The organism is Streptomyces sp. NPDC088261, assembly GCF_044740805.1.
Lineage (GTDB): Bacteria > Actinomycetota > Actinomycetes > Streptomycetales > Streptomycetaceae > Streptomyces.
Genome location: NZ_JBIURL010000007.1, coordinates 278,427 through 305,108 on the forward strand (window position 1 = coordinate 278,427; position 26,682 = coordinate 305,108).

22 protein-coding genes are annotated in these 26,682 nt (G+C 72.8%); 12 read left to right on the forward strand and 10 right to left on the reverse strand.

Annotated elements, in window-relative coordinates:
* Positions 1-99: 99 nt before the first annotated feature.
* Positions 100-549 (forward strand): hypothetical protein, encoded by a 450-nt coding sequence (locus ACIODU_RS16670; RefSeq protein WP_401768132.1) that lies wholly within the window; start codon positions 100-102, stop codon positions 547-549.
* Between the two features lie 88 nt (positions 550-637).
* Here the strand turns inward: ACIODU_RS16670 and ACIODU_RS16675 are convergent, their stop codons facing one another.
* On the reverse strand, positions 638-1,996 hold the full coding sequence (locus ACIODU_RS16675; protein WP_401768134.1) for an aspartate aminotransferase family protein: 1,359 nt from the start codon (positions 1,994-1,996) through the stop codon (positions 638-640).
* Positions 1,997-2,093: 97 nt separating this feature from the next.
* Positions 2,094-2,834, reverse strand: a complete 741-nt coding sequence (locus tag ACIODU_RS16680; RefSeq protein WP_401768136.1) for an SDR family oxidoreductase — start codon at positions 2,832-2,834, stop codon at positions 2,094-2,096.
* A 128-nt stretch (positions 2,835-2,962) separates the two neighbouring features.
* Here ACIODU_RS16680 and ACIODU_RS16685 point away from each other — a divergent pair, with 128 nt between their 5' ends.
* From ACIODU_RS16685 to ACIODU_RS16730, 10 genes are all read left to right on the forward strand, one after another.
* Positions 2,963-4,213, forward strand: coding sequence for an MFS transporter (locus ACIODU_RS16685; protein WP_401768137.1), 1,251 nt, complete (start codon positions 2,963-2,965; stop codon positions 4,211-4,213).
* Positions 4,214-4,365: 152 nt separating this feature from the next.
* Positions 4,366-6,408: a non-ribosomal peptide synthetase gene (locus ACIODU_RS16690; protein WP_401768139.1), complete on the forward strand. Its 2,043-nt coding sequence runs from the start codon at positions 4,366-4,368 to the stop codon at positions 6,406-6,408.
* Entirely contained in the window at positions 6,405-7,163 is a 759-nt protein-coding gene (locus tag ACIODU_RS16695; RefSeq protein WP_356423446.1) for an alpha/beta fold hydrolase, read from the forward strand. The genes ACIODU_RS16690 and ACIODU_RS16695 overlap by 4 nt, the downstream gene beginning before the upstream one ends.
* Positions 7,164-7,186: 23 nt before the next feature.
* Entirely contained in the window at positions 7,187-8,161 is a 975-nt protein-coding gene (locus ACIODU_RS16700; protein ID WP_401768140.1) for a glycosyltransferase family 2 protein, read from the forward strand.
* Positions 8,158-9,600 (forward strand): NAD(P)/FAD-dependent oxidoreductase, encoded by a 1,443-nt coding sequence (locus tag ACIODU_RS16705; protein ID WP_401768142.1) that lies wholly within the window; start codon positions 8,158-8,160, stop codon positions 9,598-9,600. Before ACIODU_RS16700 ends, ACIODU_RS16705 begins: the two co-directional genes overlap by 4 nt.
* A complete protein-coding gene (locus tag ACIODU_RS16710) occupies positions 9,593-11,029 on the forward strand; it encodes an aspartate aminotransferase family protein (protein ID WP_401768144.1) in 1,437 nt (478 codons plus the stop codon). Before ACIODU_RS16705 ends, ACIODU_RS16710 begins: the two co-directional genes overlap by 8 nt.
* Complete coding sequence (locus ACIODU_RS16715; protein ID WP_401768146.1) at positions 11,029-11,472, forward strand: hypothetical protein; 444 nt, start codon at positions 11,029-11,031, stop codon at positions 11,470-11,472. The genes ACIODU_RS16710 and ACIODU_RS16715 overlap by 1 nt, the downstream gene beginning before the upstream one ends.
* Positions 11,469-12,971: an FAD-dependent oxidoreductase gene (locus ACIODU_RS16720; RefSeq protein ID WP_401768147.1), complete on the forward strand. Its 1,503-nt coding sequence runs from the start codon at positions 11,469-11,471 to the stop codon at positions 12,969-12,971. Before ACIODU_RS16715 ends, ACIODU_RS16720 begins: the two co-directional genes overlap by 4 nt.
* Positions 12,964-14,199, forward strand: coding sequence for an MFS transporter (locus ACIODU_RS16725; RefSeq protein ID WP_401768149.1), 1,236 nt, complete (start codon positions 12,964-12,966; stop codon positions 14,197-14,199). Before ACIODU_RS16720 ends, ACIODU_RS16725 begins: the two co-directional genes overlap by 8 nt.
* Before the next feature lie 220 nt (positions 14,200-14,419).
* The gene (locus ACIODU_RS16730; protein WP_401768151.1) at positions 14,420-15,211 is read left to right on the forward strand and encodes an SDR family NAD(P)-dependent oxidoreductase; all 792 of its coding nucleotides are present in this window, start codon (positions 14,420-14,422) and stop codon (positions 15,209-15,211) included.
* 41 nt (positions 15,212-15,252) lie between these two features.
* Here the strand turns inward: ACIODU_RS16730 and ACIODU_RS16735 are convergent, their stop codons facing one another.
* The 5 genes from ACIODU_RS16735 to ACIODU_RS16755 form a co-directional block, all read right to left on the reverse strand.
* The gene (locus tag ACIODU_RS16735; protein WP_401768153.1) at positions 15,253-16,536 is read right to left on the reverse strand and encodes a D-arabinono-1,4-lactone oxidase; all 1,284 of its coding nucleotides are present in this window, start codon (positions 16,534-16,536) and stop codon (positions 15,253-15,255) included.
* Positions 16,537-16,723: 187 nt separating this feature from the next.
* Positions 16,724-17,758, reverse strand: a complete 1,035-nt coding sequence (locus ACIODU_RS16740; RefSeq protein WP_356423468.1) for a polysaccharide deacetylase family protein — start codon at positions 17,756-17,758, stop codon at positions 16,724-16,726.
* 25 nt (positions 17,759-17,783) lie between these two features.
* Positions 17,784-18,587, reverse strand: a complete 804-nt coding sequence (locus ACIODU_RS16745; RefSeq protein ID WP_401768155.1) for a phytanoyl-CoA dioxygenase family protein — start codon at positions 18,585-18,587, stop codon at positions 17,784-17,786.
* Between the two features lie 61 nt (positions 18,588-18,648).
* Complete coding sequence (locus ACIODU_RS16750) at positions 18,649-19,713, reverse strand: glycosyltransferase (protein WP_401768157.1); 1,065 nt, start codon at positions 19,711-19,713, stop codon at positions 18,649-18,651.
* 243 nt (positions 19,714-19,956) lie between these two features.
* The gene (locus tag ACIODU_RS16755; protein WP_401768158.1) at positions 19,957-20,199 is read right to left on the reverse strand and encodes a hypothetical protein; all 243 of its coding nucleotides are present in this window, start codon (positions 20,197-20,199) and stop codon (positions 19,957-19,959) included.
* Between the two features lie 324 nt (positions 20,200-20,523).
* Between ACIODU_RS16755 and ACIODU_RS16760 the strand changes: the two genes are divergently transcribed.
* Positions 20,524-21,759 carry a helix-turn-helix domain-containing protein gene (locus tag ACIODU_RS16760; RefSeq protein ID WP_356423829.1) on the forward strand — a complete coding sequence of 412 codons (1,236 nt, stop codon included), beginning with the start codon at positions 20,524-20,526 and terminating at the stop codon, positions 21,757-21,759.
* Positions 21,760-21,876: 117 nt separating this feature from the next.
* Here ACIODU_RS16760 and ACIODU_RS16765 read toward each other — a convergent pair whose 3' ends face one another.
* From ACIODU_RS16765 to ACIODU_RS16775, 3 genes are all read right to left on the reverse strand, one after another.
* Positions 21,877-22,884 (reverse strand): alpha/beta hydrolase fold domain-containing protein, encoded by a 1,008-nt coding sequence (locus ACIODU_RS16765; RefSeq protein ID WP_401768160.1) that lies wholly within the window; start codon positions 22,882-22,884, stop codon positions 21,877-21,879.
* Positions 22,885-22,928: 44 nt separating this feature from the next.
* The gene (locus ACIODU_RS16770; protein ID WP_401768162.1) at positions 22,929-23,354 is read right to left on the reverse strand and encodes a RidA family protein; all 426 of its coding nucleotides are present in this window, start codon (positions 23,352-23,354) and stop codon (positions 22,929-22,931) included.
* 95 nt (positions 23,355-23,449) lie between these two features.
* A complete protein-coding gene (locus tag ACIODU_RS16775; RefSeq protein ID WP_401768164.1) occupies positions 23,450-26,626 on the reverse strand; it encodes an amino acid adenylation domain-containing protein in 3,177 nt (1,058 codons plus the stop codon).
* Positions 26,627-26,682: the final 56 nt, after the last annotated feature.

A 26,682-nucleotide genomic window follows, 5' to 3' on the forward strand; every position in this document is an offset into this window, starting at 1 on the left:
CGTCCGAATCGGCACATGTCAGCTTGGGTGCCGCCCGGGGGCGCGCCCCGGGCATCGACGTACCGAGGGAGAACGATGAAGGCGGAGAGATCCCGTTCCGTGTCCGCGATCGCACTCGTCGCCGTACTGGCGACGCTGTCCGTCGGTACGGCGGCCACGGCGCAGGCACACCCGTCGGCGTCCGGGCCCGCCGTGTCGGCCGTCGCGTTCGGGGCCGAGAGCGAGCCGACGCCCGAGGAGCAGGCGCACCTGCGGGAGGTGGCCGGGACCATCTGGACGCCCGAGCTGGCCGCCGGATGGAACATGAACAGTGAGGTCGAGGCCGTGCTCTCGACCGTGACGAACGAGATCCTCGAATGCTCCCGCGCGTTCGCGCTGGTGCCGAGGCCGCCCGCGTTCTTCCCCGGCCCGAGCTATCTGCGGCAGTACTGGAAGCAGGTCAAGGACTACTTCCTGGCGGTGCGGGACAACCGTACGTACCGGGCGTGTGTGGTCACCGGCGCGGCCAACTACCGGTCCGCGATCGAGATGGCGTCCCAGGGCATCTAGCGGCAGTTGACCCGCGGGAAGACGCGCGTCGGCCCCTGAGCGGCACCCGCCGCCCAGGGGCCATCGCGCGCCCCTTCCGTACCGCCGGCTACGCGACCGTGTCCGCCAGCGCGCCCGCGAGACCGTCGACCACCGCGCGGGCGCCCTCGTCGTCGATCACCAGCGGGGGTACGGCCATCACGGACGGGCCGGCCTGGCGCAGCAGCAGCCCCTGTTCCCTGGCCCGGACCACCACGCTCGCGGCGGTCTCCGGCGACGCGGTCTCCACGACGAGGATGAGCCCGAGCCCCCGCACGTCGACCACCTGCTCGTGGGCGGCCAGCGGGGCCAGCCGGTCGAGCAGGACGCCCCCGAGCCGCTCGGCCCGCTCGACCAGACCGTCCTTCTCGACCACGTCCAGGGTGGCGAGGGCGGCGGCGCAGGCCACCGAGTGCCCGGAGGTGGTGTGGCCGTAGCGCAGGCCGCCGATGACCGGGTCCTCGCCGAACGTGTCGTGCACGCGCTGCTGGACGGTGACCGCCGCGATCGGTACGTACCCGCCGCTGAGGCCCTTGCTCGACACGAGGATGTCCGGGGCGACGTCCTCGCGCAGCGAGGCGAACATCCGCCCGGAGCGGCCGTACGCGGTGAACACCTCGTCCACGATCAGCAACGTGCCGGTGGCGTCGCACAGTTCGCGCAGGCCCCGCAGGAAGCCGGGCGGCAGGACGATGGCGCCGCCGACGTTCAGGAACGGCTCGACCACCACGGCGGCGGGCGGGTCCTCCGGGTCCTCGCACAGGGCCCGCTCGAAGGCGGCGAGCAGCAGCGGCGCGGACTCCGGGCGGCGCAACTCCTTCGGCGGCAGGGGCAGTTCGACCAGGGTGGCGTCCAGCGGCGGCCGGAGGAGGTGCCGGCTGCGCGGCAGCGTCGACATGCTGCGCGTGAGCAGGGTGGAGCCCTGGTAGCCGCGCGCGAAGCCGACGACCCTGGACCGGGGGCGGCCCAGGTGGGACCAGTAGGCGGAGGCGATCATGAGCGCCGCCTCGAAGCCCTCGGAGCCGCTGTTGACGAACAGGGTCTTCGTCAACTCCGGCGGCAGGTAGGAGGCCAGGCGTTCGGCGAGCAGCCCCGCGGGCTCCTGGCTCGCGAGCGAGAGGTCGAAGTGGTGCAGCCGGGCGGCCTGTTCACCGATGGCCCTGATCACCTCGGGACGCGCGTACCCGCACGTGGAGTTGAGGGACGCGGCGTCGAGGTACTCCTTCCCGTCGACGTCCCACACGCGGTGGCCGGCGCCGTGCGAGATCATCAGCGCCGTACGGTCGGCCGCCAGGGGCGACCAGGTGTGCCACACGTGCCGCCGGTCGCGCGCCCGGGCCTCTTCGACGCGGGCCTCTTCGGGCCGGGACTCGGCGGTGGGGTGCGGACGGGGCGGACGGGGTGCGGGGGTGGTCCGGGTTGCGTCCATGGCGTTGGTGACTCCAAGGGATGTGGGGGCGTGTGGAGGCGTTCCTTCTGGGTCCGGGGTGCTGGATGCGGTCGGGGGAGCGGATCAGTAGCGGGTGTCACCAGGCCACGGGACCCCGGTCGTCGAAGAATCCGCCCGTCGGCCCGTCGTCGGGCAGGGTGGCCAGGTCCACGATGACGCGCGCTCCCTCCTCGGCGGAGCGCGGCGCCCGGAAGTCGTTCATGCCCGTCGCGGTGTAGCCGGGCGACGCCGAGTTGATCTTCAGGTGGGCCAGGCCGGGGTCGTGAGCGAAGGCTCTCGCGTACTGGAGGGTCAGCATGTTGAGGGCCGCCTTGGAGCTGGTGTACGCGAAGCGCCGGTCCGCGTCGCCGGGCAGCTCGGCCCCGTCGCGCGTCAGGGTCAGCGAGGCCGTGGTGCTGGAGACGTTGACGATCCGGGGCGCGGGGGAGCGGCGCAGCAGGGGCAGCGAGGCGTGGGTGACGGTCACGACGCCGAAGACGTTCACGTCGAACATGTCACGCATCCGGTCGGGCGTCGTCTCCACCGCCGGGGAGCCGACGAACAGGCCCGCGTTGTTGACGAGGACGTCGAGCCGTCCGTGCTCGTTCCGTATGTGCTCCGCCGCCGCCCCGACCCCGTCGGGATCGGTGACGTCGAGCCGGAGGGCCGTCACCGGCAGCCCTTCCCAGGCCAGTTCGTGTGCGGCCTCCTCGCCCCGGCGCAGACTCCGGCTGCCGAGCAGGACCGTCAGGCCCCGCTGGGCCAGCGCGCGCGCCGTCGCCTTGCCGATCCCTTTGTTCGCCCCCGTCACCAGGGCCACCCGACCCGGACTCGTCATCGGTGAGGTCCTTTCGCGAGACGACATTGCCAGAGATGGCAACTATAGGGCAAGGTGTTGTCATCCTGACAGGCTTTCAAGTGCCCGAAGCCGCCCCGTGCTTCGGCCGACAGTGAGGTGGGCCCGCGATGACCGTGCCTGAGGACGTGGTACCCGACCGGGCCACTTCGGTGACCGAGGCGGACCGGGTGGAACCGGCGGCCCCGAGCGGAGGGGCGGTCTCGCCGGGCCGTGCCCGCTGGGCGGCGCCCGCGCCGTTCCTGATCGCCGGACTGCTCTTCGCCAACTACTACCTGCGGATGCCGTCGTTGAAGACGGAGTACGCGCTGTCCAACGGCCAGCTCGGCCTCTTCCTCCTCCTGCCGGTCGTCACCGGCCTGGTCACGCTCCAGACGGCCGGGGCCCTGGTCGCGCGCTTCGGCAGCGGGCCCATCGCGCGCACCACCATGGTCGCGCTGCCGCTCTCGCTGGCCGGGATCGCGCTCGCCGGCGACCGGGTCCAGTTCGGCGCGGCCCTGCTGGTGTTCGGCGCGGTCAACGGCCTGGTGGACGTCTCCATGAACGCGCACGCCATCGCCGTCGAACGGGCCCTGGACCGCCCCATCATGAACAGCTGTCACGCGGCCTGGAGCATCGGGACGATGGTCGGCGCCGTCCTCGGCGGCATCGCCGTGAAGACGGGCCTCTCCTTCACCCAGCACTTCCTGCTGGTCAGCGTGGTACTGGCGGCCATCGGAGCGGTGGCGGGCCGTTCGATGCTGCCGGGCTCCGCCGACCGGGGCAAGAAGGAGGCGGACGGCAAGCGCGAGCGCGTGGGCTGGCGGGACGGCTGGACGCCCCGCGTGGTGGTGCTCGGGCTCACCGGGACCGTCGTGCTGGTGTCCGAGTCGGCGGTGGGGGACTGGAGCGGGATCTTCCTGCGCGACGAACTCGGCGCGACCCTGGCCACGGCGTCCCTCGCGTACATCGCGTTCAGCTTCTGCCAGACCGGCGGCCGGCTGGTCGGGGACCGGCTGAACCGGAAGTACGGTCCCTCCGTCCTGGTCCGGTGGGGCGGCGCCATCGCGGTGGCCGGCCTCACGGTCGTGGTGTTCAGCCCCACGCCCGCGGTCGCGGTGGTGGGGTTCGGGCTGCACGGCGCGGGGCTGTCGGTGATCGTGCCGATCATCTTCAGCGCGGTGGGCCACGGCACCGCCGACGGCGAGACCGGCAGCGCGACCGCCGCGCTGGCGAAGGTCAACACCCTGACGTACGGCGGGTTCCTCGCCGGTCCCATGCTGGTCGGCCTGTTCGCGGACGGGTTCGGGCTGACCATGACGCTCGCGGGGCTGCTGGTGGTGCTGGCCGTGACGGTGAGCACGGGGCTGCGGCGCGTGTGACCGGCCCGTACGCACGGGGTTGCCAAGAGTGTGCCTCGGGCGCCCCTTTTCGACGCACGACAGACGCATGACAGACGACGCATGACAGACGACGGACGACGAGCCATGGACGACCGAACGACGACCGAACGACGACCCGCGGAGGAGTTCTGATGTCGGATTCACCTGGAACGGACCTGCTGCCCAGCCGGACGGAGACCCGGGCGAGGGACCAGGAGGCCTTGACGGCGCTCGGCCGGGGCGCCCCCCTGCCCCTGTCCGGGCGCACCCCGGTGCACGAACTCGTGGCGCACTACGCCCGTACGGAACCGGCCCGTACCGCCGTGCACAGCGGCGACACCGCCCTCAGCTACCGCGCGCTGGACGCGTGGGCCGGCCGGATCGCGGCCCGACTCGCCGCGCGGGGGGTCGGTCCGGGCTCCCGGGTCGGCGTGGTCGCCGAGCCGTCGACGGCGATGGTCGCCTCCGTCCTGGGCATCCTGCGCTCAGGCGCGGCGTACGTCCCCGTGGACCCGTCCCACCCCGACCGGCGGGTCGCCGACATCCTGGCCGACGCCCGGGTGGGCGCCGTCGTCGTCACCTCGCAGGTCGGGGCGCGCCTGTCGGATCTCGGGCTGCCGCTCGTGGACGCGGAGGGCGAGGCCGCCCGGCCCGGGCCGCACGCGGCGGACCCGCCCGCCCACCGGGTCGGCCCGCAGGACCCGGCGTACCTCATCTACACCTCCGGCAGCACGGGTGAGCCCAAGGGCGTCCTGGTCGAACACGGCCAGCTGGCGGCCTCGACCCTCGCCCGCCGTACGGTCTACCCGGGCGAGCCCGTCTTCCTCCTGGTCTCGCCGCTGGCCTTCGACTCCTCGGTGGCCGGCCTGTGGGGCACCCTCACGGCGGGCGGCCGCCTGGTGGTGGCCACGGCGGACGAGGTCCGGGACCCCGAACGGCTCGTGGAACTGGTCGAACGGCACCAGGTGACACAGATGTTGTGCGTCCCCTCGCTGTACCGGGTGATGCTCGACGCCGCCGAGCGGCTGGGCGCGGAACGGCTGTGCTCGCTCCGTACCGTGATCGTGGCGGGCGAACCGCTCCCCGCCGAGCTGGTCACGCGCCACTTCGCGTCACACGGCGACCCGGTGTCCCTCGTCAACGAGTACGGCCCCACCGAGGCGACCGTGTGGGCCAGTTACCACCGCTTCGACAGCGCGGGGCCGGTGTCCGTCGGACGCCCGGTGCCGGGGGCCCGGCTCTACGTACTGGACGAGCTGATGCGGCCCGTACCGCGCGGCGCCGAAGGGGAGTTGTACGTCGGCGGCGCCGGCGTCGCCCGCGGTTACTTCGGCCGTCCCGACGCCACCGCCCGTGCCTTTGTCGGCGATCCGTTCGCGGGTGCGCCGGACGCGCGCATGTACCGTACGGGCGACTTCGTCCGCTGGAACGACACCGGGACGCTCGACTTCGTCGGCCGCCGCGACCACCAGGTGAAGATACGCGGCCAGCGCGTCGAACTCGGCTTCGTCGAGGCTCAGTTGTGCGCGCTTCCCGGAGTGCGCGAGGCCGTCGTCGTCCCGGTCGGCGGGGACACGGCACTGGCCGCGTTCGTGCTCGCCCCGTCGGGTCCGGACGGCGCGGCGCTGCGGGAGGAGCTGGCGCTGCGGCTGCCCGCCGTGATGGTCCCGGCCCGGGTCACGGTGCTGGACGACCTTCCCCGTACGGTCAACGGCAAGGCGGACCGTACGGCACTGGCGGCACGCGCGGCGGAGGACACCCCCACCGCTGCCGCCGGCCGACGTCACACCGACACGGGCACCGACGCGGCCGGGCACACCGAGACGGACACCGCCCAGCACACCGACACCGGCACGGCCCAGCACACCGACGCCGAGCTGGCCGCCCGCGTCTCCGCCGCCTGGGCCGACGTGCTCCAGAGCACGTCCGTCCCCACGGACGTCAACTTCTTCGACATGGGCGGCCACTCGCTCGCCATGTTCCAGCTCCAGGAGGCCCTGGAGCGTCACACCGGACAGCGGCCGTCGGTCGTCGCGCTCTTCCGGCACACCACCGTCCTGGCCCAGGTCGCGCTGATCCGCGACAGCGGTACGGAGTCGGACGCGGTCCTCACGGCCTCCCGGCAGGCCACCGCCCGGCGCGCCCGCGTCCTGCGGGCCCAGCGGCAGCGTACGGAACAGGAGACAGCGAAGTGAGCGAAGCGACGCACCACCCCTCGACCTGGTTGCAGTGCGCCGTCCCGGTGGCGGACCCCCGGTGGCAGCTCGTCTGCTTCCCCCACGCGGGCGGTTCTGCCTCGTTCTTCCGCGACTGGGGCCACCACCTGCCGGGCGTCCGCGTCCACGCCGTCCGCTACCCGGGGCGCGCCGAGCGCCTCGCCGAGCCCGTCCCCACCGACCTGCGGGAACTCGCCCGCGCGACCGCCGACGCCGTGGCGGCCCTCCCGGGCGTGCCCGGCCTGCCGCTCGTGCTGTTCGGGCACAGCATGGGCGCCGCCGTGGCCCTGGAGACGGCGCGCGCCCTGGAGGCGCGTGGCCTCACCCCCGCGCACCTCATCGCCTCCGGCTCCCGCGACGCCGCCTACCCGCCCCCCGAGCCCGCCACCGAGATCGACGAGGACGACGCCGAGGTCGTCACCCGGCTGATCACCCTCGGCGGCACCGACCCCGAACTGGCCGCCGACCCCGTCTTCCAGGAGCTGGTCCTGCCGTACATCCGGGGCGACAGCCAGATGTTCCACTCGTACCTCCCGCGCCCGGAACCGCTCCTGCGCTGCCCGGTCACCACGATCGTCGGCGACGACGACCCCGACGCCGACCGGCGTCCGTGGAGCGAACTGACCGGCGGCGGCTTCCGTGAACTGCGGGTGCCCGGCGACCACTTCTACCTGGTCCCCGAGCCCCCGTACGCCCTGGTCCTCAACTCCGTCGCAGCCCCCGCCGAGCACTGAGCGGCCCCATCCCGGAGGGCACCATGACCACCGACGAACGGAACCCCGACCGGCCCCACGACCACCTCATCAGCATCGTCCTGCCCTGCTACAACGAGGAGGAGGTGCTCGACCGGACCCACCGGCGCGTCACCGACGCGGTACGGGACCTGCCGCACGAGATCATCTACGTGGACGACGGCAGCTCCGACTCCACCTGGTCCCTCATCGAGGGGTTCGCCGCCCAGGACTCCACCGTGCGGGCCGTCCGGTTCAGCCGGAACTTCGGGCACCAGGCCGCGTGCCTGGCCGGCCTCGCCGAGGCCGCCGGGGACGCGGTGGTCCTGATGGACGCCGATCTCCAGGACCCGCCCGAACTGATCCCGCGCATGGCGCGCGCGTGGCTCGACGGCTGGTCCGTGGTCTCCGCGCGCAGGACCGCGCGGCACGGCGAGAGCCACCTCAAGAAGGCCACGGCGTACGCGTACTACCGGATCCTGGCCGGACTCTCCGAGCGCCCGGTCGCCCTGGACACCGGGGACTTCCGGCTGCTCGACCGGCAGGTGGTCGACTTCCTGACCGGCCTGTCGGGCGAGCGCGCCCTGTTCCTGCGCGGGGCGATCAGCTGGTCGGGTTTCGCCGAGACCAGCATCGAGTACGAACGGGACGCCCGGCTCGCGGGCGGGACCAAGTACACCCCGCGCAAGATGCTCGCCCTCTCCCGCAGCGGTCTGCTCGCCAGCGGGAGCGCGCTGCCCCTGCGCCTGCCGACGTACATCGGCGCCGCGTCGCTGCTGGGCGCGGCGGGTGTGGCGGCGGCCCGCCGGAGCGTCCGACGGGCCGTGCCCCTGGGGGTGTTCGGACTCCAGTCGCTGGCGAGCGGCGTGCTCGGCGAGTACCTGCTCGCGGCCTTCCAGCAGGTCCAGGGGCGGCCGCCCTATCTGGTCGCCCGGCGGACCCCCGAGCCGCGTACGGCGAACGGCAGCGAACCGCGACGACCCATCAAGGAGTTCGTGTGAACGGCGAGTTGAGGAATCCCGCACCCATCCAGGACGCCAGCCCGGACGGTACTGCGGGCGGCACCGCGGACGTCATCGTCGTCGGCGCGGGCTTCACCGGCCTGTCCGCCGCCCTCGAACTGGCCACGCAGGGCCACCGCGTACGGATCGTCGAGCGGGACCCCGAGATCGGCGGCCTGGCCGGCAGCTTCGACGTCGGCGGCGGCCGGCGCATCGAGCGCTTCTACCACCACTGGTTCGCCTCCGACGAGGAAATCCTCCGCCTCTGCGCGGAGTTGGGGGTGTCCGACGCCGTCGAGGCGCACGTCACCCGTACCGGCATGTTCTACGCCAACTCCATCTACCGTCTCTCCCGGCCCACCGACCTGCTGCGCTTCGCCCCGCTCCCGCTCCGCGACCGGCTGCGGCTCGGCCTCCTCGCGCTGCGCGCCCAGCGCGTCAAGGACTGGCGCGAGCTGGAGCACCGTACCGCCGAGGAATGGCTGGTCTCGCTGGGCGGACGCCGGGTGTACGACGTGGTGTGGCGCCCGCTCCTCGAAGGGAAGTTCGGCCACTACGCGGACCAGGTCGGCGCCACCTGGATGTGGACCAAGCTGCACCTGCGCGGCGGCAGCCGCACCAAGTCCGGCAGCGAGACCCTCTACTACCTGCGCGGCGGCAGCGAGACCCTCCTCACCGCCCTGCACAAACGGCTGACCGCGCTCGGTGTCGACGTGCTCACCGATACGCCCGTCGACTCCGTCACCTTCGAGGACGGCCGGGTCAGCGGCGTACGCACGGCGGCGGGTGAACACCTCTCCGCCCGGCAGGTGTTGCTCACCGTGGCCCCCGAACAGGCCGCCACCCTGCTGGAGTCGGGACCGTACGGCGCCGAACCCCACCCCGCCGCCCCCGCGCTGCTCCGGCAGCTGCGCCGCGTCCCGTACCTGGCGAACGTCTGCCTCGTCCTGGAGAACAACCGCCGTCTCTCCGACACCTACTGGCTCAACGTCAACGACCCGTCGTTCCCGTACGTCGGGGTGATCGAGCACACCAACATGGACGACCCGGGCCGGTACGGCGGCACACACGTGGTCTACCTCTCCAAATACCTGCCGGCCGACGCCGAGTTGTACCGGATGAGCGACGAGGAGGTCTTTGCCCACAGCCTTCCGCACCTGCGGCGGATGTTCCCGCGCTTCGACCGCTCCTGGGTGGACGACTACCACGTGTGGCGCGCCGAGCACGCCCAGCCCGTGATCACCCCCGGCTACCGGGAGGACATGCCCCCGCTGGAGACCCGGCTGCCCGGTCTCTACCTGGCGAGCATGGCCCAGGTGTTCCCCGAGGACCGCGGCACCAACTACGCGGTACGGGAAGGCCGGTCGGCCGGCCGGCTGATGGCCGACCGCCTGCGCACCCTGCCCGCCGCCCGTGCCGCGGAGGCCTCCCGTGACTGAACTGCTCACCCTCGACCAGGCGGAAGACCTCTCCATCGGCGAGGTCCACGACCTCTACGGCCGGTACGTCAGCCGCAGTCAGGTCTCCCTGATCGGCGCGTTCGGCTTCGGCAGGGACCTCGCCGAGAGCGCCGAGGGCTGCTGGATCCGGCTGAAGGACGGGCGGCGCGTCCTCGACTTCACCGGCGGGGTGGGCGTGCTCAACCACGGGCACAACCACCCCCGCGTCCTCGCCGCCCGCGACCGGTTCCGCCGGCGGCACCGGATGGAGGTGCACAAGAACTACTTCTCGCCGTACGTGGCGGCCCTCAGCCACAACCTCGCCGCGCTCCTCCCCGGCGACCTGAACATCTCCTACTTCCCCAACTCCGGTGCCGAGGCGGTCGAGGGCGCCCTGAAACTCGCGTACAAATACCATCGCGGACGCCGGGGCACCGTCCTGCACACGGACATCGCGTTCCACGGCAAACTCCTCGGCGCGGGCAGCCTGACCGCCTCCCCGGAGATCCACTTCGACTTCCCCCGGATCCCCGGGACCGACTCCTTCGCCTACGACGACCTAGCCTCCTTCGAACTGGCCCTGGAGCGGCACACCGGCACCGGCGGTGGCAGCGACGTCTACGCGGTGGTGCTCGAACCGTTCAGCGCCTCCAGCCTGCGCGAATGCTCCGCCGGATTCCTGCGGGAGGTGCGCCGCATCTGCACCGAGCGGGACATCGTCCTGATCTTCGACGAGGTGTACACCGGCTGGGGCAAGACCGGGGAGCTGTTCCACTTCATGCGTCACCCCGGACTGGTCCCCGACGTCGTGACCATGTCGAAGTCGTTCGGCGGGGGCAAGGCCTCCATCTCGGGGTACGTCACCCGCGAGCCGGTCTTCCGCGCCGCCTACGACAACCTCGGCGACGCCACCCTGCACAGCACCACCTACTACGGCTTTGGCGAGGAGACCGCGACGGCGCTGGAGGCCGTGGCGGTCGCGGTCGAGGAGGACTTCCCGGGCCGGGCGCGCAAGCTCGGCGACCTCCTGTCGGCCGGCCTCGCGGACCTCGCGGCCAGGTATCCGGCGCTGATCACCGGGACGGCGGGACGGGGGGCGCTGCACGGCGTGTATCTGCGACAGGGCCCCCAACTTCCCCCCGCCGTACGGAAGATCCTGCCCGGGCCGCTGGCCGGGGACCCCCAGATCTTCGCCAAGCTGCTCACCGGCGCGGTCATCGCCGCGCTCTACCGGGACCACGGCGTGCTCACCTTCTTCGGCTCCAACCGGCGGATCGCGCTGATGGTCTCGCCCCCGCTGGTGGCGGGGGAGGAGGAAGTCGCGCTCTTCCTGCGGGCCCTGGACACCGTGCTGGCCCGGGGCGCGGCGCGGCTGCTCACGGACTTCGTGGTGGAACGCTTCGCCCCGGCCGCCGGGAAGGCGCGGTGATGCCCGGCACACGGCTGCCCAACACACCGATGCGCGGCGCCCTCCGGGCGAGTGGTCTCCGTACCTACTGGCTCAGGAACTACCCCTGCCTCGCCGAACCCGGCGCCCGGGCGGCCGCCGAGAACCACGTCCTCGGCACCCTGCGCACCCTGCCCCTGCCCTACCGCGCCGGATACGCCGTCGCCCTGCGCGCCCTGCCCGTCGCGTACCGGCTCAGGACCGGGCGCTCCCTGCGCCGCGCCTCCCCGGACCAGGCGCGCCGGGGCATGGCCGCTCTCACCGCGCTGCCCGGATTCACCGAGGTGGTCCGGTCGAGTACGGCGCTGGCGCTGCTCGGCGCGCTCGACCGGCGTACGGGCGGCAACGGCAACGGCAGCAGCAGTGGCAGCGGCAGCGGCAGTGGCAACCGCAGTGGCAGTGGCAACGGAAGGGGATCGGCATGAGAGCGACAGGCCGTGGCGGGATCCGCGGGGCCCGTACCGTCGACACGGACGTCGTGGTCGTCGGCTCGGGCGCCGGCGGAAGCGTCGCCGCCCTCGAACTGGCCGCCGCCGGGCTGGAGGTGACGGTCCTGGAGGAGGGCCCGAGGGTCGACACCGCCCGCATCGCGGCCGCCGGACCCGCCGAGAACATGCGCGCGCTGTACCGTCACGGCGGACTGATCCCCGTCGTCGGCGCGCCGACCTTCCCGTACGGCGAAGGACGCTGCGTGGGCGGCACCACCGTCGTCAACGGCGGCCTGCTGTGGGAACCCCCGCCCGCGCTCCTCCGGCGCTGGGCCGACCACTCCGGCATCGACGGCTACCGCGCCGCCGACCTGGCGGCCCATCTGCGGACCGTCACCGACCGCCTCGGCGTCGCCGTCCAGCGGCACGGCGACGGCAACCGCGACTCCTCGCTCCTGGCGGAGGGCGCCGACCGGCTCGGCTGGCACTGGAAGCACGCCCGGCGCGCGGTCCGCGGCTGCCGCCACAGCAACCGCTGTACCACCGGCTGCCCGAGCGGCGCGAAACAGAGCATGGCCGTCAGCTACCTGCCCCTCGCCGAGGCGCGAGGCGCTACCGTACGGCCCGACACGCGCGTCCTGCGCGTCCTGCACGACGGCGCCGCCGTCCGCGGGGTGCTGGCCGTGGACGCGGACGGCGGGCGTACGGTCCACCGGGCCCGCGCGGTGTTCCTCGCGGCGGGACCGCTGGGCACCCCCGCCCTCCTGCAACGCAGCCGCATCCACCGGCGCCTGGTGGGACGGGAGTTGGCCCTCCACGTCAATCTGCGGACCGTGGCGCGGTTCACCGAGGAGGTCCGCGCCGAGCGCGGCACCCTCTTCACCGTCCAGGTCCAGGAGTTCGGCGACCGGGGCGTGCTGATCATGCCGTCCAACGTGTCCCGGGGCTCGCTGGCCGCCGCCGTGGCGGGACGCGGACCGGCGGACACCGCACGCCTCCTCGCCGACTTCGACCGCCTCGGGGTGTACACCACCCAGGTACGCCTGGACGGCACCGCACGCGTCCGGGCCACGCCCGGCGGGGGAGTGCTGCTGCGCCACGGCATGACCCCCGGCGACCACACCGCCCTGCGCGACGCCTTCCGCGCCACGGCGAAGGTGCTGTTCGCCGCCGGAGCCACCGAGTTGCTGCCCCCGGTGTCGTCGGCGCCACCGCTCCGTACCCCGGCCGACGCCGACACCTTCTGCGACAATGTGCGGCCCGCCGACTGGGAGCTGGTGTCGGTGCACGGCATGGCGTCCGCGCGGATGGGCGCGGCGGACCGCGGCGGGGTGTGTGACACCGACGGCCGCCCCTACGGCTTCACCGGGCTGCGGATCTGCGACGCCAGTGTGCTGCCGGGGGTCACGGGCATCAGCCCGCAGGGCACGATCATGGCCTTCGCCCACGAGATCGCCGCCCGCTACGCCGAGTCGTCAGGGAGGAACCATGACTGAGCCGCCGCTCACGAGCCGTACGGCACCCGAGGCCGGCCGGCCCCAAGAGGCGCCGGGGGTACGGATGTTCAGCACGACGGCCCTGATCGCCTCGTGCGTCGGCTTCGCCCTGATCGGGGCACTCCAGTCGCTGTACGGACCCGCCATCCCCGCCCTGCGCCAGGAGTACGGGCTCACGCCCTCCGCCGCCGGACTCGCCCTGAGCGCCCACTTCACCGGCGGGGTCGCCGGTGTCCTCCTCTTCAACCGGGTGCACGGCAGAGTGGGCAACCGCGCGCTGCTCGGGACCTCGTACGCGCTCATGGCGCTCGGCAGCCTGGGTTTCGCCCTCGCGCCGTCCTGGCCGGCCGCGCTCCTCGCCGCGCTCGTCTCCGGACTCGGCTTCGGCGGCATCGACTACGGCCTCAACCAGCTGTTCGCGGTGGGCTTCGGGAACCGGGGCGCCGCCATGCTCAACGTACTCAACGCACACTTCGGCATCGGCGCCGTCGCCGGCCCCGCGCTCATCGGACTGCTGGGCCCCGGCCGCTACATGGCGGTGTTCGCCGCCTTCGGTGTGGTCTCGGCGCTGCTGCTGTTCTCGCTCCGGGGGGTCAGCGACCGGGGCGGCTCGCCCGTCGCACCTGTCCCGGCGGACGCGGCGGACGCCACGGGCGCGGCGGTGCTGCGCCGCAGCATGGGCGGCGTCCTGGCCGCGTTTGTCGCGCTGTACGTCCTGCACGTCGCCGTGGAGGCCGGAGTGGGCGGCTGGGAGCCCACCCACCTGGAGACCGTCGGGTACGGATCGGCCTTCGCGGCCTCCGCCACCTCCGTCTACTGGTTCATGATGACGGTGGGCCGCTTTTTGGTGGTGCCCCTCACCCTGCGCCTGTCGGAGCCCGTGATCGTGGCCGTCAGCTGCGTGGGCATGGTCGGCTGCCTGGCGCTGGCGACCGTCCCGGCCGCCGCGCCCTACGCGTACGCGGGAGTCGGCCTGTTCATCGCCCCCATCTTCCCCACCGGCCTCACCTGGCTCAACCGGACCGTGCCCACGGCACGGCGGGCCGGCGCGTACGTCATCGCCGCTTCGATGATCGGGGGTGTCGCGGCGGGACCGGCGTTCGGCGGGGTGATCGAGTGGTCGGGGCCGCGGATGGTGCCGGTGCTGCTGTGCGCGACCGCGCTGGTCTGCCTGGCGCTCGTCCTGTGGATCCACCGCGCGACCGGCCGGACGAAGGCGGCCCTCTGACCCACTTCCCCGGAATGCCCTTTCCTTGCCAAGGAGCGCCGGACGTCTGGCAAATGAAGTCCGGCGCCTCCGATCCACGTACCGGAGTCGAGTCCCGGAGCTGCGCGTACGTCGTCCAACTCCTGGGAAGTTCTGGCAAGATGATGGACGTGGAGTTGCCAGGTGCGTATCGTTCTGTGCGTCGGCAGAGGCCCGAACCACGGACCGGGAGGTCGCCCTGATGCGTATCGCTGGCGCAACTGTTCTGCTCACCGGCGTGACGGGCGGCATAGGCCGCGCCCTCGCGCAGAAACTCTCCGCCCAGGGCGCGCGCCTGGTGGTGACGGGCCGTCACGCCGCGACCCTCGACCCCCTCGCGGCCCAGCTCGGCGCCCGTCCCGTGGTCGCCGACCTCGCGGACCCCGGGCAGGTCGCCGCCCTCGCCGAGCGCTGCGGGGACGTCGACATCCTCCTCGCGAACGCGGCCCTGCCCGCCAGCGGCGACCTGCTCGACTACACCCCCGCGCAGATCGAGCGCGCCCTCACCGTCAACCTCAGCTCGCCCATCCTGCTCGCGCGGCTCCTCGCCCCGCGCATGGTGGGCGCGGGCAGCGGCCACCTCGCCTTCGTCGGCTCCCTGTCCGGCAAGGCCGCGACCCCGTACTCCTCCCTCTACACCGCGACCAAGTTCGGCCTGCGCGGCTTCTCCCACAGCCTCCGGCAGGACCTGCACGGCACCGGCGTCGGTGTGTCGCTCATCCAGCCGGGTTTCGTGCGCGAGGCCGGGATGTTCGCCGCGACCGGGGCCGACGTGCCGAGCGGGGTCGGTACGGTCAGCCCCGGCCAGGTGGCGGACGCCGTCCTGCGCGCCATCGAGGAGAACCGGTGCGAGGTCAACGTCGCGCCGGCCAGACTGCGGCTGCGCTGCGCCGTGGCCGGCCAGTTCCCCGGTTACGCGGAGAGGTCGGCCGGCCGCGGTGGTCCGAACCCCGCCGTCGACCGGATCGTCGAGGCACAACGGGCGTCCCGGTGAGCGGACGGCCCGGGGCTGGACGACAGTCGCCGTCCCGGGTCTCACCCCTCGGGGAACAGCGCCTCCAGGAAGCCGTTGGAGAACTTCCCCGCCGGATCGTACTTCCGCGCCAACCGCCCGAATTCCACGGCCCGTTCGTACCCCGCGGCGATCTCCGACGCGCTCAGCGAGGTCAGCTTGCCCCAGTGCGGACGGGCCCCCAGCGGCACAAGCAGCTCCTCGACCGCGCCGATCAGCGGGGTGATGGCCGCCGCGTCCTTGATCCAGGTGAAGTGGAAGGTGGCCGAGTCCCTGCCGTACGCGGGGCTCAGCCACAGGTCGTCCGCCCGGACCGTACGGACCTCCGCGATGTGCAGCGCCGGCGCCAGCAGGTGCCCGATGCCGCGCAGGGCCGCGAAGGCGGCGGGAGCCGCCTCGCGCGGCAGGTAGTACTCGGACTGGAACTCCTCCCCGGCCCCCGGCGTCAGCTCGGGCCTGAAGTGCGGCAGCCGCTCGAACCAGGGCCCCACGGTGCCCAGTTGCTCCGTACTGAACTCCGGCGGCATGCCGGGCACGGGGTTCAGGGGTACGCGCGCGGGCTCCCCGCCCGCCCAGCCGCCGGTCTGTTCGTTCCCGCTCCGGTCGAGCCGGTCCTTGAGCCACACCTGCGTCTCGTCACCGAACCAGTCCGTGAACACACTGACGCTGTACGCGGCCGAGAACACGTCGTCGAACCGCTCCGCGACCTCCGTGAGCGGCACCCCGACGCGGACCCGCTGCGTCATGTCGTACGTCGGCTCCACGTCGAGGGTGACCTCGGTGACCACGCCCAGCGCGCCGAGCGCGACCACCGACCCGGCGAAGGTGTCCCGGTCGGTGTCCCGGCGCAGCTCCACCAGATCGCCCTCCGGGCCCACGAGCCGGAGCCCCGCCACCGAGGACGCGAGACAGCGCCGGCCGTCGCCCGACCCGTGCGTCCCGGTCGCGCACGAACCGGCGACCGAGATGTGCGGCAGCGACGCCAGGTTGGCCAGCGCGAACCCGGCCCGCTGCAACGCGAACGCCAGGTCCGCGTAGCGCGTACCCGCGGCGACGGTCACCGTCGCGTCCTGCCGGTCGAGGCGGACCGCGGGCGGCAGGCCGTCCACGAGGACGCGGTCCCCCGGCGCCTCGGCGACGGCGCTGAAGGAATGACCGCTGCCGAGCGCCCGTATCCTCGTGCGCTCCGCGACGAGCCGCCGCAACTCGTCCAGGGTGCGCGGCCGGTGGACCCGGCCGGCGTCGTAGGACACGTTGCCGGCCCAGTTCGTCCGCGGCAGGTCTGTGGTGGCTTCGAGCTGTGTCATCGCTTCGACTCCAATGAGCGGGACGGACGGCGCCGGGGCGCGTGGCGCCGCATCGGGAAAAGGCCCGCGCCCGCCGGCCCGGTACGGAGCACCGGGCCGGCGGGAACGCGGGTGACACCAGGAACACGTCCGCGGCGGTCGTGGGCACGCACACCACGGACGGTCGTACCACTGCCGTGGACGGTGGTCACACCACCGCGGCCGGCACCATGTCGTCGACCAGGACGAAGCGGAAACCACGCTCCAGGAGGCCCTCGATGACGGCGGGCAGCGCGTCCACCGTCTGCGACCGGTCGCCGCCCCCGTCGTGCAGGAGGACCACCGATCCGGGACGCGCCTCATCGAGGATCGTCGAGGCGATGAAGTCCGTACCGGGCATGGCCCAGTCGTCCGGCGCCACGTCCCACAGGACGGTCCGCGCGCCGGTCCCGGCCAGCCACCCCATCACCTCCGGCGTACGCGACCCGTACGGCGGCCGGAACAGGGCCGGCACGGCACCGCCCCCGGCCTCGGCGATCCCCTCCCCGGTCCGGTCGATCTGCTCCACGAGCTGGGCCCGGGTCAGATCGGGCAGGAACGGGTGCGACCACGTGTGGTTGGCGACCCCGTGCCCCTGCTCCCGCATCCGGACGATCTCCTCGCCGTACGCCCGGGCGTTCATCCCGACACAGAAGAACGTCGCGGGTACGCCGTACCGTTCGAGGACGTCGAGTATCCGCCCGGTGTACGGCGGCAGCGGACCGTCGTCGAAGGTCAGGGCGATCTCGCGCCGGTCGCGCGGGCCGTGGCTCAGACAGAGTCCCGCCGTGGTCATCGCGGCCAACTCGGCCTCCGCCGAGGCGATCCACTCCCCCAGCAGCTCCTCGCGGCCGGTCTGCGTCCCGCGGTTCCTCTCCAGCCTGGCGAGGGAGACCGTCCCGCGCCGGGCCGCCGTCCGCGCCAGCTCCCCGGCGCCCACCGAGCCGAACACCGGCCGCGGCGGCAGGAGATGGGGGTCCGCGCGGTACACGTCCAGCCCCGCGGCCATCATCCGGCCGTCGAGTATCCCGTTCGTACTGTCCACCACGGTGACGAGCCGGTGGTCCATTCCCCGCAGATAGCCGATGAGTTCATCGGTGCGCCGGGCGTCGAACGACACCGGGGACGTCATCCGCCGGCCGTCCCCGTCGACCGTCTCGACCTCGTACCCGGCGGCGCTCCAGGCGACTCCCGCGTACAGCATGCTGTTCCCCCTCGATGTCATCCGCTCAGACGGGCTTGACGTACTCGGTGAAGTGCCGCTCGGCGAACAGCTCGGGCCACCCGCCGCCGTCGAGCCCCAACTCCCCGGCCCGGCGCAGCATGTGGCGCCAGTACGGCTTCACCGGCGGCCAGAGGGTCCCGGTCTGGCAGTACGAGGCGTCGACGAAGTACCGCGGCTTCCCGGGGCTGTCGGGCCGGGGGCGGCGGGCGTGGAACAGCGCCGAGTGCAGGACGACCGTCGACCCGCTGGGCAGCCGGTCGATGACCACCTCACCGGGCAGCTCCCGCGTGCCCAGGTGGCCGCGGGCCGTCTTCTCCGCCACCTCGTGGTGCGAGCCGGGCAGCACCACCAGCGAGGAGGTGTCGGGGGAGAGCCCGTCGAGGTAGTGCAGTGTGTGGATCATGCTGTGGGCACGGTCGGTCTGCGGTGTCTGCTCGTAGTCGTGGTGCCACGCCTTTCCGGCGATGCCGGGGGCCTGGCGGTCACTGTGCAGGTGGTGGAAGACGAACGAGGGACCCATCAACTGCGCGAGCAGGGACAGCAGGGGCCGGTGGTTGATCAGCTCACCGTGTCCGGGGAGTTCCAGCTCCATGACCGGGGGCACGCCGTGGATCTCCGGGTGGGTCGCGGAGGCGATGGACCGGGTCCGCAGGCCGTCGTCCACCCAGCTGTCCACTTCGGGTTTGACCTTGGACACCAGTTCGGTGGGGAGGAAACCGGGGAGGACCAGATAGCCCAGCCGTTCGAAGCGGTCGAGGTCGGCGCCGTCCAGAGCCGGCGCGGCGAGGGTCAGTGTCTCTAGCGTCATGAGGTCGGACTCCGCTCTGTCGTGATCTGTTGTGGTGCGTTGTGGTCGGGTTCGGGGCAGGTCAGTGCCAGCCGAACCAGGTCAGGTCGCAGCCCTCCCAGCGCAGGGACGGCTGGTCGGTCTCGTTGGCCTCCAGGACTCCGCCGGCCGCCACGAGGGAACGGAGCCGTGTCTGGCTCCCGTCGGGCGACACGACGACGAGCCGCTGCCCGTCCCCGGCCGCCGAGCTGCCGACGAGGACGTGCCCGAGGTCGGTGTCCCTGCGGACCTGGAGGTGCTCGTCCTCGACCAGGCCGAGCGCGGCCAGGTCCACCGACGCCTCGGCGACGGTGGCCTTGTCGAGTTCCTCGACGTAGTCGATGCCCGCGCGCTGGAGGAACGCCAGCTTGGCGGTACGGCGGTGGGTCTCCGTCCCCGCGTCGAGGAAGCGCCGCAGGATCTCCAGGTCGGTGGCGCCGATGTCGATGTTGGTGGAGATGTTCTTGCTGTGCATGTTGTAGACGTACGTGGCTTCCGTCGGCAGCGAGATCGGGATGCCGGCGGCGGCGAACCGCAGCCACAGGTCCCAGTCCTCGGCGTAACGGCACGGCCGGTAGCCGCCGACCGCCTCGTAGTCCTTCCTGCTGTACAGGCAGCCGACGCCGATGTAGTTGCGCACCAGCATGTAGACGTACTGATCCTCGGAGTCCGGCAGCCGCTCGACGACCGGGCGCGGGATGTTCTCCGTCTCGCCCTCCACCAGCAGGAACCGCCGGGGCGCGATGAGGCCGGGCTGCCGCGCGTACGCCTGGGTCATGCCGGCCACCGCGCCGGGCAGCAGGGTGTCGTCCGCGTCGAGCTGGAGGATGAACTCCGAACCGGTCGCCTCGATCGCGGTGCGGCGGGCGTGCCACGTGCCCTTCGGTTCGGACCGGATGACCTTGAGGGGCAGCAGGTCGACCCACCGGCGCGCCCGGTGGTAGGTGTCGTCGTCCGAGCCGTCGTCCACGACGACGACCTCGTTCGGGGTGACCGTCTGGGTCACGAGGGAGGCCAGCGCGCGGTCGATGTACGCGGCGCCGTTACGGGCCGGGATGATCACCGCGACGGTGGGGGTGTTCACCGGGAGTTGCTGCTCAGTGGACATCGATGCTCCTTGAGAGGTGGGCGGGTGAAGCGGGAAGGTGCGCGCGGTCGGCACGGCACACCGGAAGAAGAACCGGAAGAAGGGGGGAGGCGGCGACGCCGGAGAGTCCTCGACGGGTCGGCACTGGGGAGCCGGGTGGAGCGGGGGAAAAGCTGAGAAGCAGGCAAGCAGAGAAGCAGAGAAACGGAAAAACCAGGAAAAACGGGGGAAACGGGCGGGGGTCCCGTCTCCCGGAGTGGGGCCTTACGGCCAGTCGATGTCGTCCGTACCGGGGGCGCCGGCCGGGTTGACCACGGGGTTCGCCCCCGGCCAGTCGATGCTGCCCGTCGTGTCGAAGGCGGAGGCGACCTTGAGGCCGTTCCCCGGCCAGTCGATGTCAGCCACCGCGGCGGCGAGCGGAAGCGCCAGGAGAGCGGTGGCGGCCGGCAGTGTCAGTAAAAACGCCGCGACGGCCGAGGTGGACGAGGTGCCGGTGAACTTGCGCATGGGAACTCCAGTGGATCCGTGGATGACTCGGGCGGCGCTGCGACGCCGGGTGCTGACGAGGAATAAAGCTAGTAACCGGAAAAGGTGTTTGGCAAGTACTTGCCTAACATCTGCCAAAGTGTGACTCAGGGTGATCCCGCGCCGGGGAGATCAATTGCCAACCGGTCCGGAACTTTGTCAGTACGCAGTGTGGCCGCTACAGTGACCGTCAGGCATAATGGTGACTCTTCTGAGGTGTCTGAGACGCTGAGGCAGGAGGTCGACCGTCGGCCGAAAACTGGATCCGTGTGTATCTGGATCCCCGTGAATAGTGGGACCGCCATGATGGAACAGCCCTATTTCGGTCGTCGCCTCAAAGAGCTGAGGAGGGCGCGCCGACTCTCCCAGGCCGCTCTGGCGGGGGAGGAAATCTCCACCGGGTACCTGTCACGACTGGAGTCCGGTGCGCGACAACCCACCGAGCGTGTTGTCACATACCTTGTCAAGAAACTTGCCGTGGAGCGGTCGGCGTTCGACGTGCCGCCGAGCGGTGGTTCGCTGGCCCAGGCCCTGTCCCTGGCGACCTCCTCCGACAGTGACGAGACGGTCGAACGCCTGATCATCGCGCTGGACCAGGCGGAGGACGAGGATCTCCTGCTGCGCTGGCAGGCCCTGTGGATCATCTCCCGGCACTGGCAGCGCCGGGGCGAGCACGCCGAGGAGCGGGCCGCCCTGGAGGAACTGGTCACGATCGCCGACGAACTGGCGCTCCCCGAGTTGCAGTGCAGGGCCCAGTCCCAGCTCGCCCGGTTGCTGAGGGCGACGGGCGAGGTGACCCGGGCCATCGACATGGCCACCCACGCCTACCAGTTGGCCACGCAGGGCAAGCTGTCCGTCTCCGACGTCGGGACGGCGTTGCAGACACTCGTCGCGGCCGAGGCCGAGGCGGGCCGGCTGCCCGACGCCAGGGCCCATGTGGACGAACTGGTCGCCCTGGTGGAGAACGGCGGCTCGGAGGTCATGCGGACCGAGGCGCTCTGGTCGGCCGCCACGGTGCGTTTCCGGCAGGGCGACCACGAGCGCGCCCGCGAGTTCCTCGAACGCGCGATGAACGAGCTGGACAGCCGGGTCGACCTCACTCTCTGGGTACGGCTCCGGCTGGCCACCGCCTCGCTCTGCCTCCAGACCGAGCCGCCGCTCACCGATCTCGGGCGGGCGTACCTCCAGGAGGTGGAGGGCGCGCTCGCCCTCGTCGGTACATCGGTGATGCGGCAGGAGCTGCTGATGCTCCAGGCCTATCTCGCCTTCCACGAGGGCCGGTACGAGGACGCCCGCGCCGCGCACGACGAACTCAACTGCGACGACATGCGCATGACCTACCGTGACCGGATCAGGCTCAGCATCCTCGACAGCCAGCTGCTGCTTCTGGAGGGCGAGGAGGAGCGGGGCCTGGGCCGGCTCAGGGAGCTGGGCGAGGAGGCCAGGCAGGCGTCGAACATCGATCTCGCGGCGGACATCTGGCGCATCCTCGCGGGCGCGCTGGAGACGTCCCGCCGCCGCAGGCCGGCGGCCGGGGGCTGAGTCCCCCGGGACGGCGCACACCCCCCCCGAGGGCGGCCGGGAAACGGCCGGGAACAACGGATCCCCTCGTCCCCCACCGGAAACATCAGGGTGGGGGACGGGGGGATGAGTGTCTGGTCAGAGGGCCAGTACGCGCCGCAGCCAGCCGACCCGCGCGAGATGCGCCGTCCGGGAGACGACCGCGTCGGGGACCCACTCGTCGAAGCTGTGGAAGGCGCCCGCCCACACGTGCAGTTCCGCCTCGCCCCCGGCCTGCCAGAGCCGGGACGCGTAGGCGACGGCCGTGTCCCGCAGCGCCTCCACCGACCCGACCTCGACCCACGCCGGCGGAAGCCCCGAGACGTCGTCCGCCCGGGCGGGAGCCGCGTAGCAGGAGACGTCGTCGGTGCCCCGCCGGTCGCCGAGCAGCGCCGTCCACCCCGCGGCGTCGGACTCCCCGTCCCAGAGCCCCACCCGGCCCATCTGGCGCGCCGAGAAGCTGTCGCACCGGTCGTCGAGCATCGGGAACTGGAGGAACTGCCCCAGCAGCGGCGGCCCTTGGCGGTCCCGGGCCAGCAGGGCGAGCCCGGCGGCGAGCGCGCCGCCCGCGCTGTTGCCGCTGACGACGGTACGGTCCGCCGGCAGCCCCAGCCGCGCGGCGTTCTCCGCCAGCCACAGCAGACCGGCGTAACAGTCCTCCACCGGGGCCGGGTCCGGGTGCTCCGGGGCGAGCCGGTAGTCCACCGACAGCACGGCGAGCCGAAGCTCCTCCGCCCGGTTGAGCTCGCCCGTCAGCTCCGTACTGCGGTGGCTGCCGGCCACCATGCCACCGCCGTGCGTGTGGTAGATGACACCGCGCGGCGCGGCCGTCCCGGCCGGCCGGCAGAGCAGCAGGGGGATCTCGGGCCGGCCGGCCGTCGCGGGCACGGCCAGTTCCTCGATCGTGAACGCCCCGTCCCGGCGGATCGCGTCGTCGGTGAGCCGGCCGCGCAGGCTCCTGCGCCGCCGGTCGGCGACGAGCGCGGGGGTCAGCGGCATGGGCAGCTCCGCCAGGATGGCGCGCAGCGGCGCCCCCAACTCGCCGTCGAACGGGGGTATCTGCCCGGTGCAGGGGTGTGGTCGTGGGGCGGTGGTCGTCACGGTCATGGTGGTCGGTGCTCCTCTGGTCGTGGCGTGGGTGGTTTCCCGGATCAGCGCGCGGCGGTGCCGGCGGTGTCACCGACCAGTGCGAACGCGTCCACTTCGAGGAGCAGTTCGGGCCGGAAGAGCGCCACGACCTGCACCACGGTGCTGGCCGGCGGGCGCGCGGTGTCGATGAACTCGTCGCGTACGGCGAGGACGGCCGGCACGAACGCCACGTCGGTGACGTAGTAGGTCAGCTTGATGACGTCGTCGAAGGTCGCCCCCGTGGCGGCCAGACAGGCCCGCATGTTCGTGAAGACCTGTCGTGCCTGGGCGGCCGGGTCGCCCTCGCCGACGAGTGCGCCCTTCTCGTCGAACGGCATCTGACCGGCGAGCGCGGCCAGCCGCCCCGGTCCCGTCACCACGTGGGTGTAGCCGGAGCTCGGCTCGACGCCCTCCGGGGCCGAGATGTGCGTGAGCCGGCGCTGTTTCATGACCATGTCCTTCACCTTCCGTTGTTCCTGACCTGTTCCTGGGGCCTGTTGTGCCGGGCTGTGCCGGGTCTTCCGTCGCCCCCGGCCCCGTACCGTCACACCACGCCCGGCGACAGGCTGCGCAGCCGGTCCGTGAAGCGCTTGGCGATCTCCTGCGCGGTGGTCTCCGCCACCGCCTCCGGGCGGAAGGAGACCTCCACCCGCAGCCCGCCGTGCTCGTCGGGCCACAGTTCGGTGTGCAGTTCGAGCGGGAGATCCAGATAGGGCTGACGCAGGAAGTCGGTCCGTACGCCGTCCAGTTGGAGACGGGGGACCGCGTTGTCCTGGAGCGCGAACAGCACCTGGTAGAGCGGCGGGCGGCCGATGCGGGGCCGGCCCGTCAGGCTGAGGATCTCCCCGAGGGAGACGTCCCGCGCGGCGACGGCACGCGCGGTCACACGGGAGGCCGCGCGGACGGCGTCCGTACCACCGCCCAGCGCGGCACCGCGCAACCGCAGGCACAGCATGCCGATGTGGCAGCCGACCACATCGTCGAGCCGGGCCCCGTCGCGCTGCGCCACGGGGACGCCCACGGCGAAGTCGCGCTGACCGGTCACCTCCGCCAGGGCCGCCGCCCAGTTCGACAACAGCACCGCGAAGCGGGTGACGCCCGCCTCGCGGGCCAGGTCGTCCACGCCCGCCAGCACGGCGGACGACAGCGGCACGTCGGCGCGGCCGGGTCCTCCCGGCGCCGGATCCGGCGGTCCGGCCGGCCACCGCAGATCCGGTACGCCGGTCAACTCGTCCCGTACGTAGTCCTCATGGGCGGCCGACGCGGCCTGCCGCCGGTAGCGCGCGCGTTCCTGGTGGATCGCCGCCAGCGAGGGAGGCGGCGGCCCGACCGTCCGTCCGCCGCCCTTCGCCGCGTTGTACGCCGCCGCGAGGTCGCGTGCGAGGACGGACTCCGACCAGCCGTCGAAGACGACGTGGTGCACCACGACCCCGAACACCGAGGCCCGCCCCCCGGCCACCGGGACCAGTACGGTCCGCCACAACACGCCCTGTTCCGGGTCCAGTTCGGCGGAGAGCGCGGCCCGTACCACGGAAACGGCGCTGTCGACGGTGTGCGCGGGCGGCAGGATCTCGACGCGGGGCGGGGGAGCGTCCACGAGCAGCGCGTACGGCGCGGGGTCCAGGACGTACGCGGCGCTCAAGGACTCGTGGCGCCGGTGGGTCTCGGCGACCGCCGTCTCCAGGGCCGCCGGGTCCAGGTCCCCGTCCACGAGCCAGGCCAGCACGCAGTGGGCGGTCAGGTCCGAGGGGGCGAGCAACTGCCGCGTCAGATAGACGGTTTGCAAGGGGGTGAGGGGGGTGTCGCCGGTCTCCGGCGGCGCCTCCGGCAGGTCGTCGGGCGGCGGTGTGGTGCGGAGCCAGTGGGCGAGCGCGGCGACGGTCGGCCGCTCGTACAGCGTGGCGACCGGGACCGGGCGGTGGAGCCGTGCGGCCAGCCGGGCACAGACCCGCCCGGCGCCGAGCGAGGTGCCGCCGAGCGCGACGAAGGGGGTGCCGTACGGGACGTCCGCCCGCCCGAGCACGGCGGCGAACGTCTCGGCGACCGCCCGCACGGTCGGATCGGCGAGGTCGCCGAGGTCGCCGAGGTCGCCGAGATCCGCCAGTTCACCGAGACCGGCCGGGTCACCGGCGCCCACCGGGTCCCCACCCCCCGCGCCCGAACCGGGCCCGCCCGCCGTCGCGTCCGACACCAGCCGCAGCAGGGCCCGTTCGTCCAGCTTCCCCCGCGCCGTCAGCGGAAGGGCGTCCACCGTGACCACCCGGGAGGGCCGTTGGTACGGGACAAGAGCCCCGGCGAGGACGCCCATCGCGCCCTCCAGCGGATCCCCCGGCTCGGCGGGCACGCAGAACGCCACCAACTCCTGCGCCGTACCGGCCGCGTCCTTCCTGGCCAGCACACGACAGGTCCGTACGGCCGGCAGGCACCGCTCCACCTGGCGCTCGACCTCGGCGGGCTCCACCCGGTGTCCCCGGATCTTCACCTGCCGGTCGGCCCGCCCCCGGAAGTGCAGCAGCCCGTCCGCGCCCCACACGCCGAGGTCCCCGGTCCGGTAGACCCGCACGGTCTCGCCGTCGATCGTCACCCGGGTGAACGCGGCCTCGGTGAGGGCCGGTTCCCCGAGGTAGCGCAGCGCGAGACCTTCGCCCGCGACGCAGATCTCCCCCGTCTCGCCCACAGCGCACACCCGGGCGCCGTCCAGGACATGGACCGCCGTGCCGGGGACCGGACGGCCCAGGGGGATGCCGCCGGGCAGGTCGCAGTCGGCCGGGGTGATGCGGTGGGTCGTGGCGAACACCGTGCTCTCGACCGGTCCGTAGCCGTTGAGGAGGACGATCCCCGGGTGCCGCAGCAGGAAGCGCCTGACGTGGGCGGTGGAGAGCCGTTCGCCGCCGGTCATGACCTGGCGCACGCCCTCGAAGGCCGACGGGTCCTCGTCGGTGATCATGTTGAAGAGGCTGCTGGTGAGCCACACAGTGTCCGTCCCGTGGACCGACACCCCGTCCCGCAGTGCGGCGGGGGAGAGGTACGGGTCCTCGACCACCACCGAGCGGCCGCCGTTGAGCAGGGCGGACCACAGCTCCAGCGAGAACGCGTCCCACGGCGGCGGGGCCGCGAGGGGCGTCACCGTACCGGCGCCGAAGCGCGCGAAGGTGTCCGGTGCGAAGAGGCGGGCCGTCGCCCGGTGGGGCGTCACCACCCCCTTGGGCCGGCCGGTGGTCCCCGACGTGAAGAAGACACACGCCGGGTCGGTGCCCGCCACCTCGGCGGGCCGGAAACCGGGCGGCGCCTCCACCGGACCGGTGGGCGGAGTCCACACCGGCAGGCCGTGCCCGTCGGGGGTCCCGGCGGCGGACCGGGCCACCACGAGGGGCGCCGCCAGATCGGCCGTCGCCTCGCGCAGACGGCGCGCCGGCCAGTCCGGGTCCAGCGCGGCATAGGCCCCGCCCGCCTTGAGCACCGCGAGCAGCGCGACCACCAACTCCGGCCCCCTGGGCAGCAGGACGGGCACAAAAGCGCCCGGCGCGACCCCGGCGGCCACCAGCCCGGCCGCCCAGGCGTCGGCGGTACGGTCCAACTCCCCGTACGTCATGCTCCGGCGGACCCCCGCCAGGGCCACGGCGTCCGGGCGGGCCCGCGCCGTCCGTGCGAACGTCTCGTGCAGGCCTTCGTCGGGGGTGGCACCGGGCCGTCCCGCGGTCCACTTCGGGTCTGGTTGCACGCCGTCCCACTCCCCTGGATGCTGGCGGCGTACGGCCGGGAGGCCGTACGGATGTC

Excerpts from the sequence above, each read along its gene's own strand:
- ACIODU_RS16675 (WP_401768134.1), bottom strand. The coding sequence starts at position 1,996 with ATGGACGCAACCCGGACCACCCCCGCACCCCGTCCGCCCCGTCCGCAC.
- ACIODU_RS16680 (WP_401768136.1), bottom strand. The coding sequence starts at position 2,834 with ATGACGAGTCCGGGTCGGGTGGCCCTGGTGACGGGGGCGAACAAAGGG.
- ACIODU_RS16685 (WP_401768137.1), top strand. The coding sequence starts at position 2,963 with ATGACCGTGCCTGAGGACGTGGTACCCGACCGGGCCACTTCGGTGACC.
- ACIODU_RS16690 (WP_401768139.1), top strand. The coding sequence starts at position 4,366 with ATGTCGGATTCACCTGGAACGGACCTGCTGCCCAGCCGGACGGAGACC.
- ACIODU_RS16700 (WP_401768140.1), top strand. The coding sequence starts at position 7,187 with ATGACCACCGACGAACGGAACCCCGACCGGCCCCACGACCACCTCATC.
- ACIODU_RS16715 (WP_401768146.1), top strand. The coding sequence starts at position 11,029 with ATGCCCGGCACACGGCTGCCCAACACACCGATGCGCGGCGCCCTCCGG.
- ACIODU_RS16720 (WP_401768147.1), top strand. The coding sequence starts at position 11,469 with ATGAGAGCGACAGGCCGTGGCGGGATCCGCGGGGCCCGTACCGTCGAC.
- ACIODU_RS16725 (WP_401768149.1), top strand. The coding sequence starts at position 12,964 with ATGACTGAGCCGCCGCTCACGAGCCGTACGGCACCCGAGGCCGGCCGG.
- ACIODU_RS16730 (WP_401768151.1), top strand. The coding sequence starts at position 14,420 with ATGCGTATCGCTGGCGCAACTGTTCTGCTCACCGGCGTGACGGGCGGC.
- ACIODU_RS16735 (WP_401768153.1), bottom strand. The coding sequence starts at position 16,536 with ATGACACAGCTCGAAGCCACCACAGACCTGCCGCGGACGAACTGGGCC.
- ACIODU_RS16740 (WP_356423468.1), bottom strand. The coding sequence starts at position 17,758 with ATGCTGTACGCGGGAGTCGCCTGGAGCGCCGCCGGGTACGAGGTCGAG.
- ACIODU_RS16745 (WP_401768155.1), bottom strand. The coding sequence starts at position 18,587 with ATGACGCTAGAGACACTGACCCTCGCCGCGCCGGCTCTGGACGGCGCC.
- ACIODU_RS16750 (WP_401768157.1), bottom strand. The coding sequence starts at position 19,713 with ATGTCCACTGAGCAGCAACTCCCGGTGAACACCCCCACCGTCGCGGTG.
- ACIODU_RS16755 (WP_401768158.1), bottom strand. The coding sequence starts at position 20,199 with ATGCGCAAGTTCACCGGCACCTCGTCCACCTCGGCCGTCGCGGCGTTT.
- ACIODU_RS16760 (WP_356423829.1), top strand. The coding sequence starts at position 20,524 with ATGGAACAGCCCTATTTCGGTCGTCGCCTCAAAGAGCTGAGGAGGGCG.
- ACIODU_RS16765 (WP_401768160.1), bottom strand. The coding sequence starts at position 22,884 with ATGACCGTGACGACCACCGCCCCACGACCACACCCCTGCACCGGGCAG.
- ACIODU_RS16770 (WP_401768162.1), bottom strand. The coding sequence starts at position 23,354 with ATGAAACAGCGCCGGCTCACGCACATCTCGGCCCCGGAGGGCGTCGAG.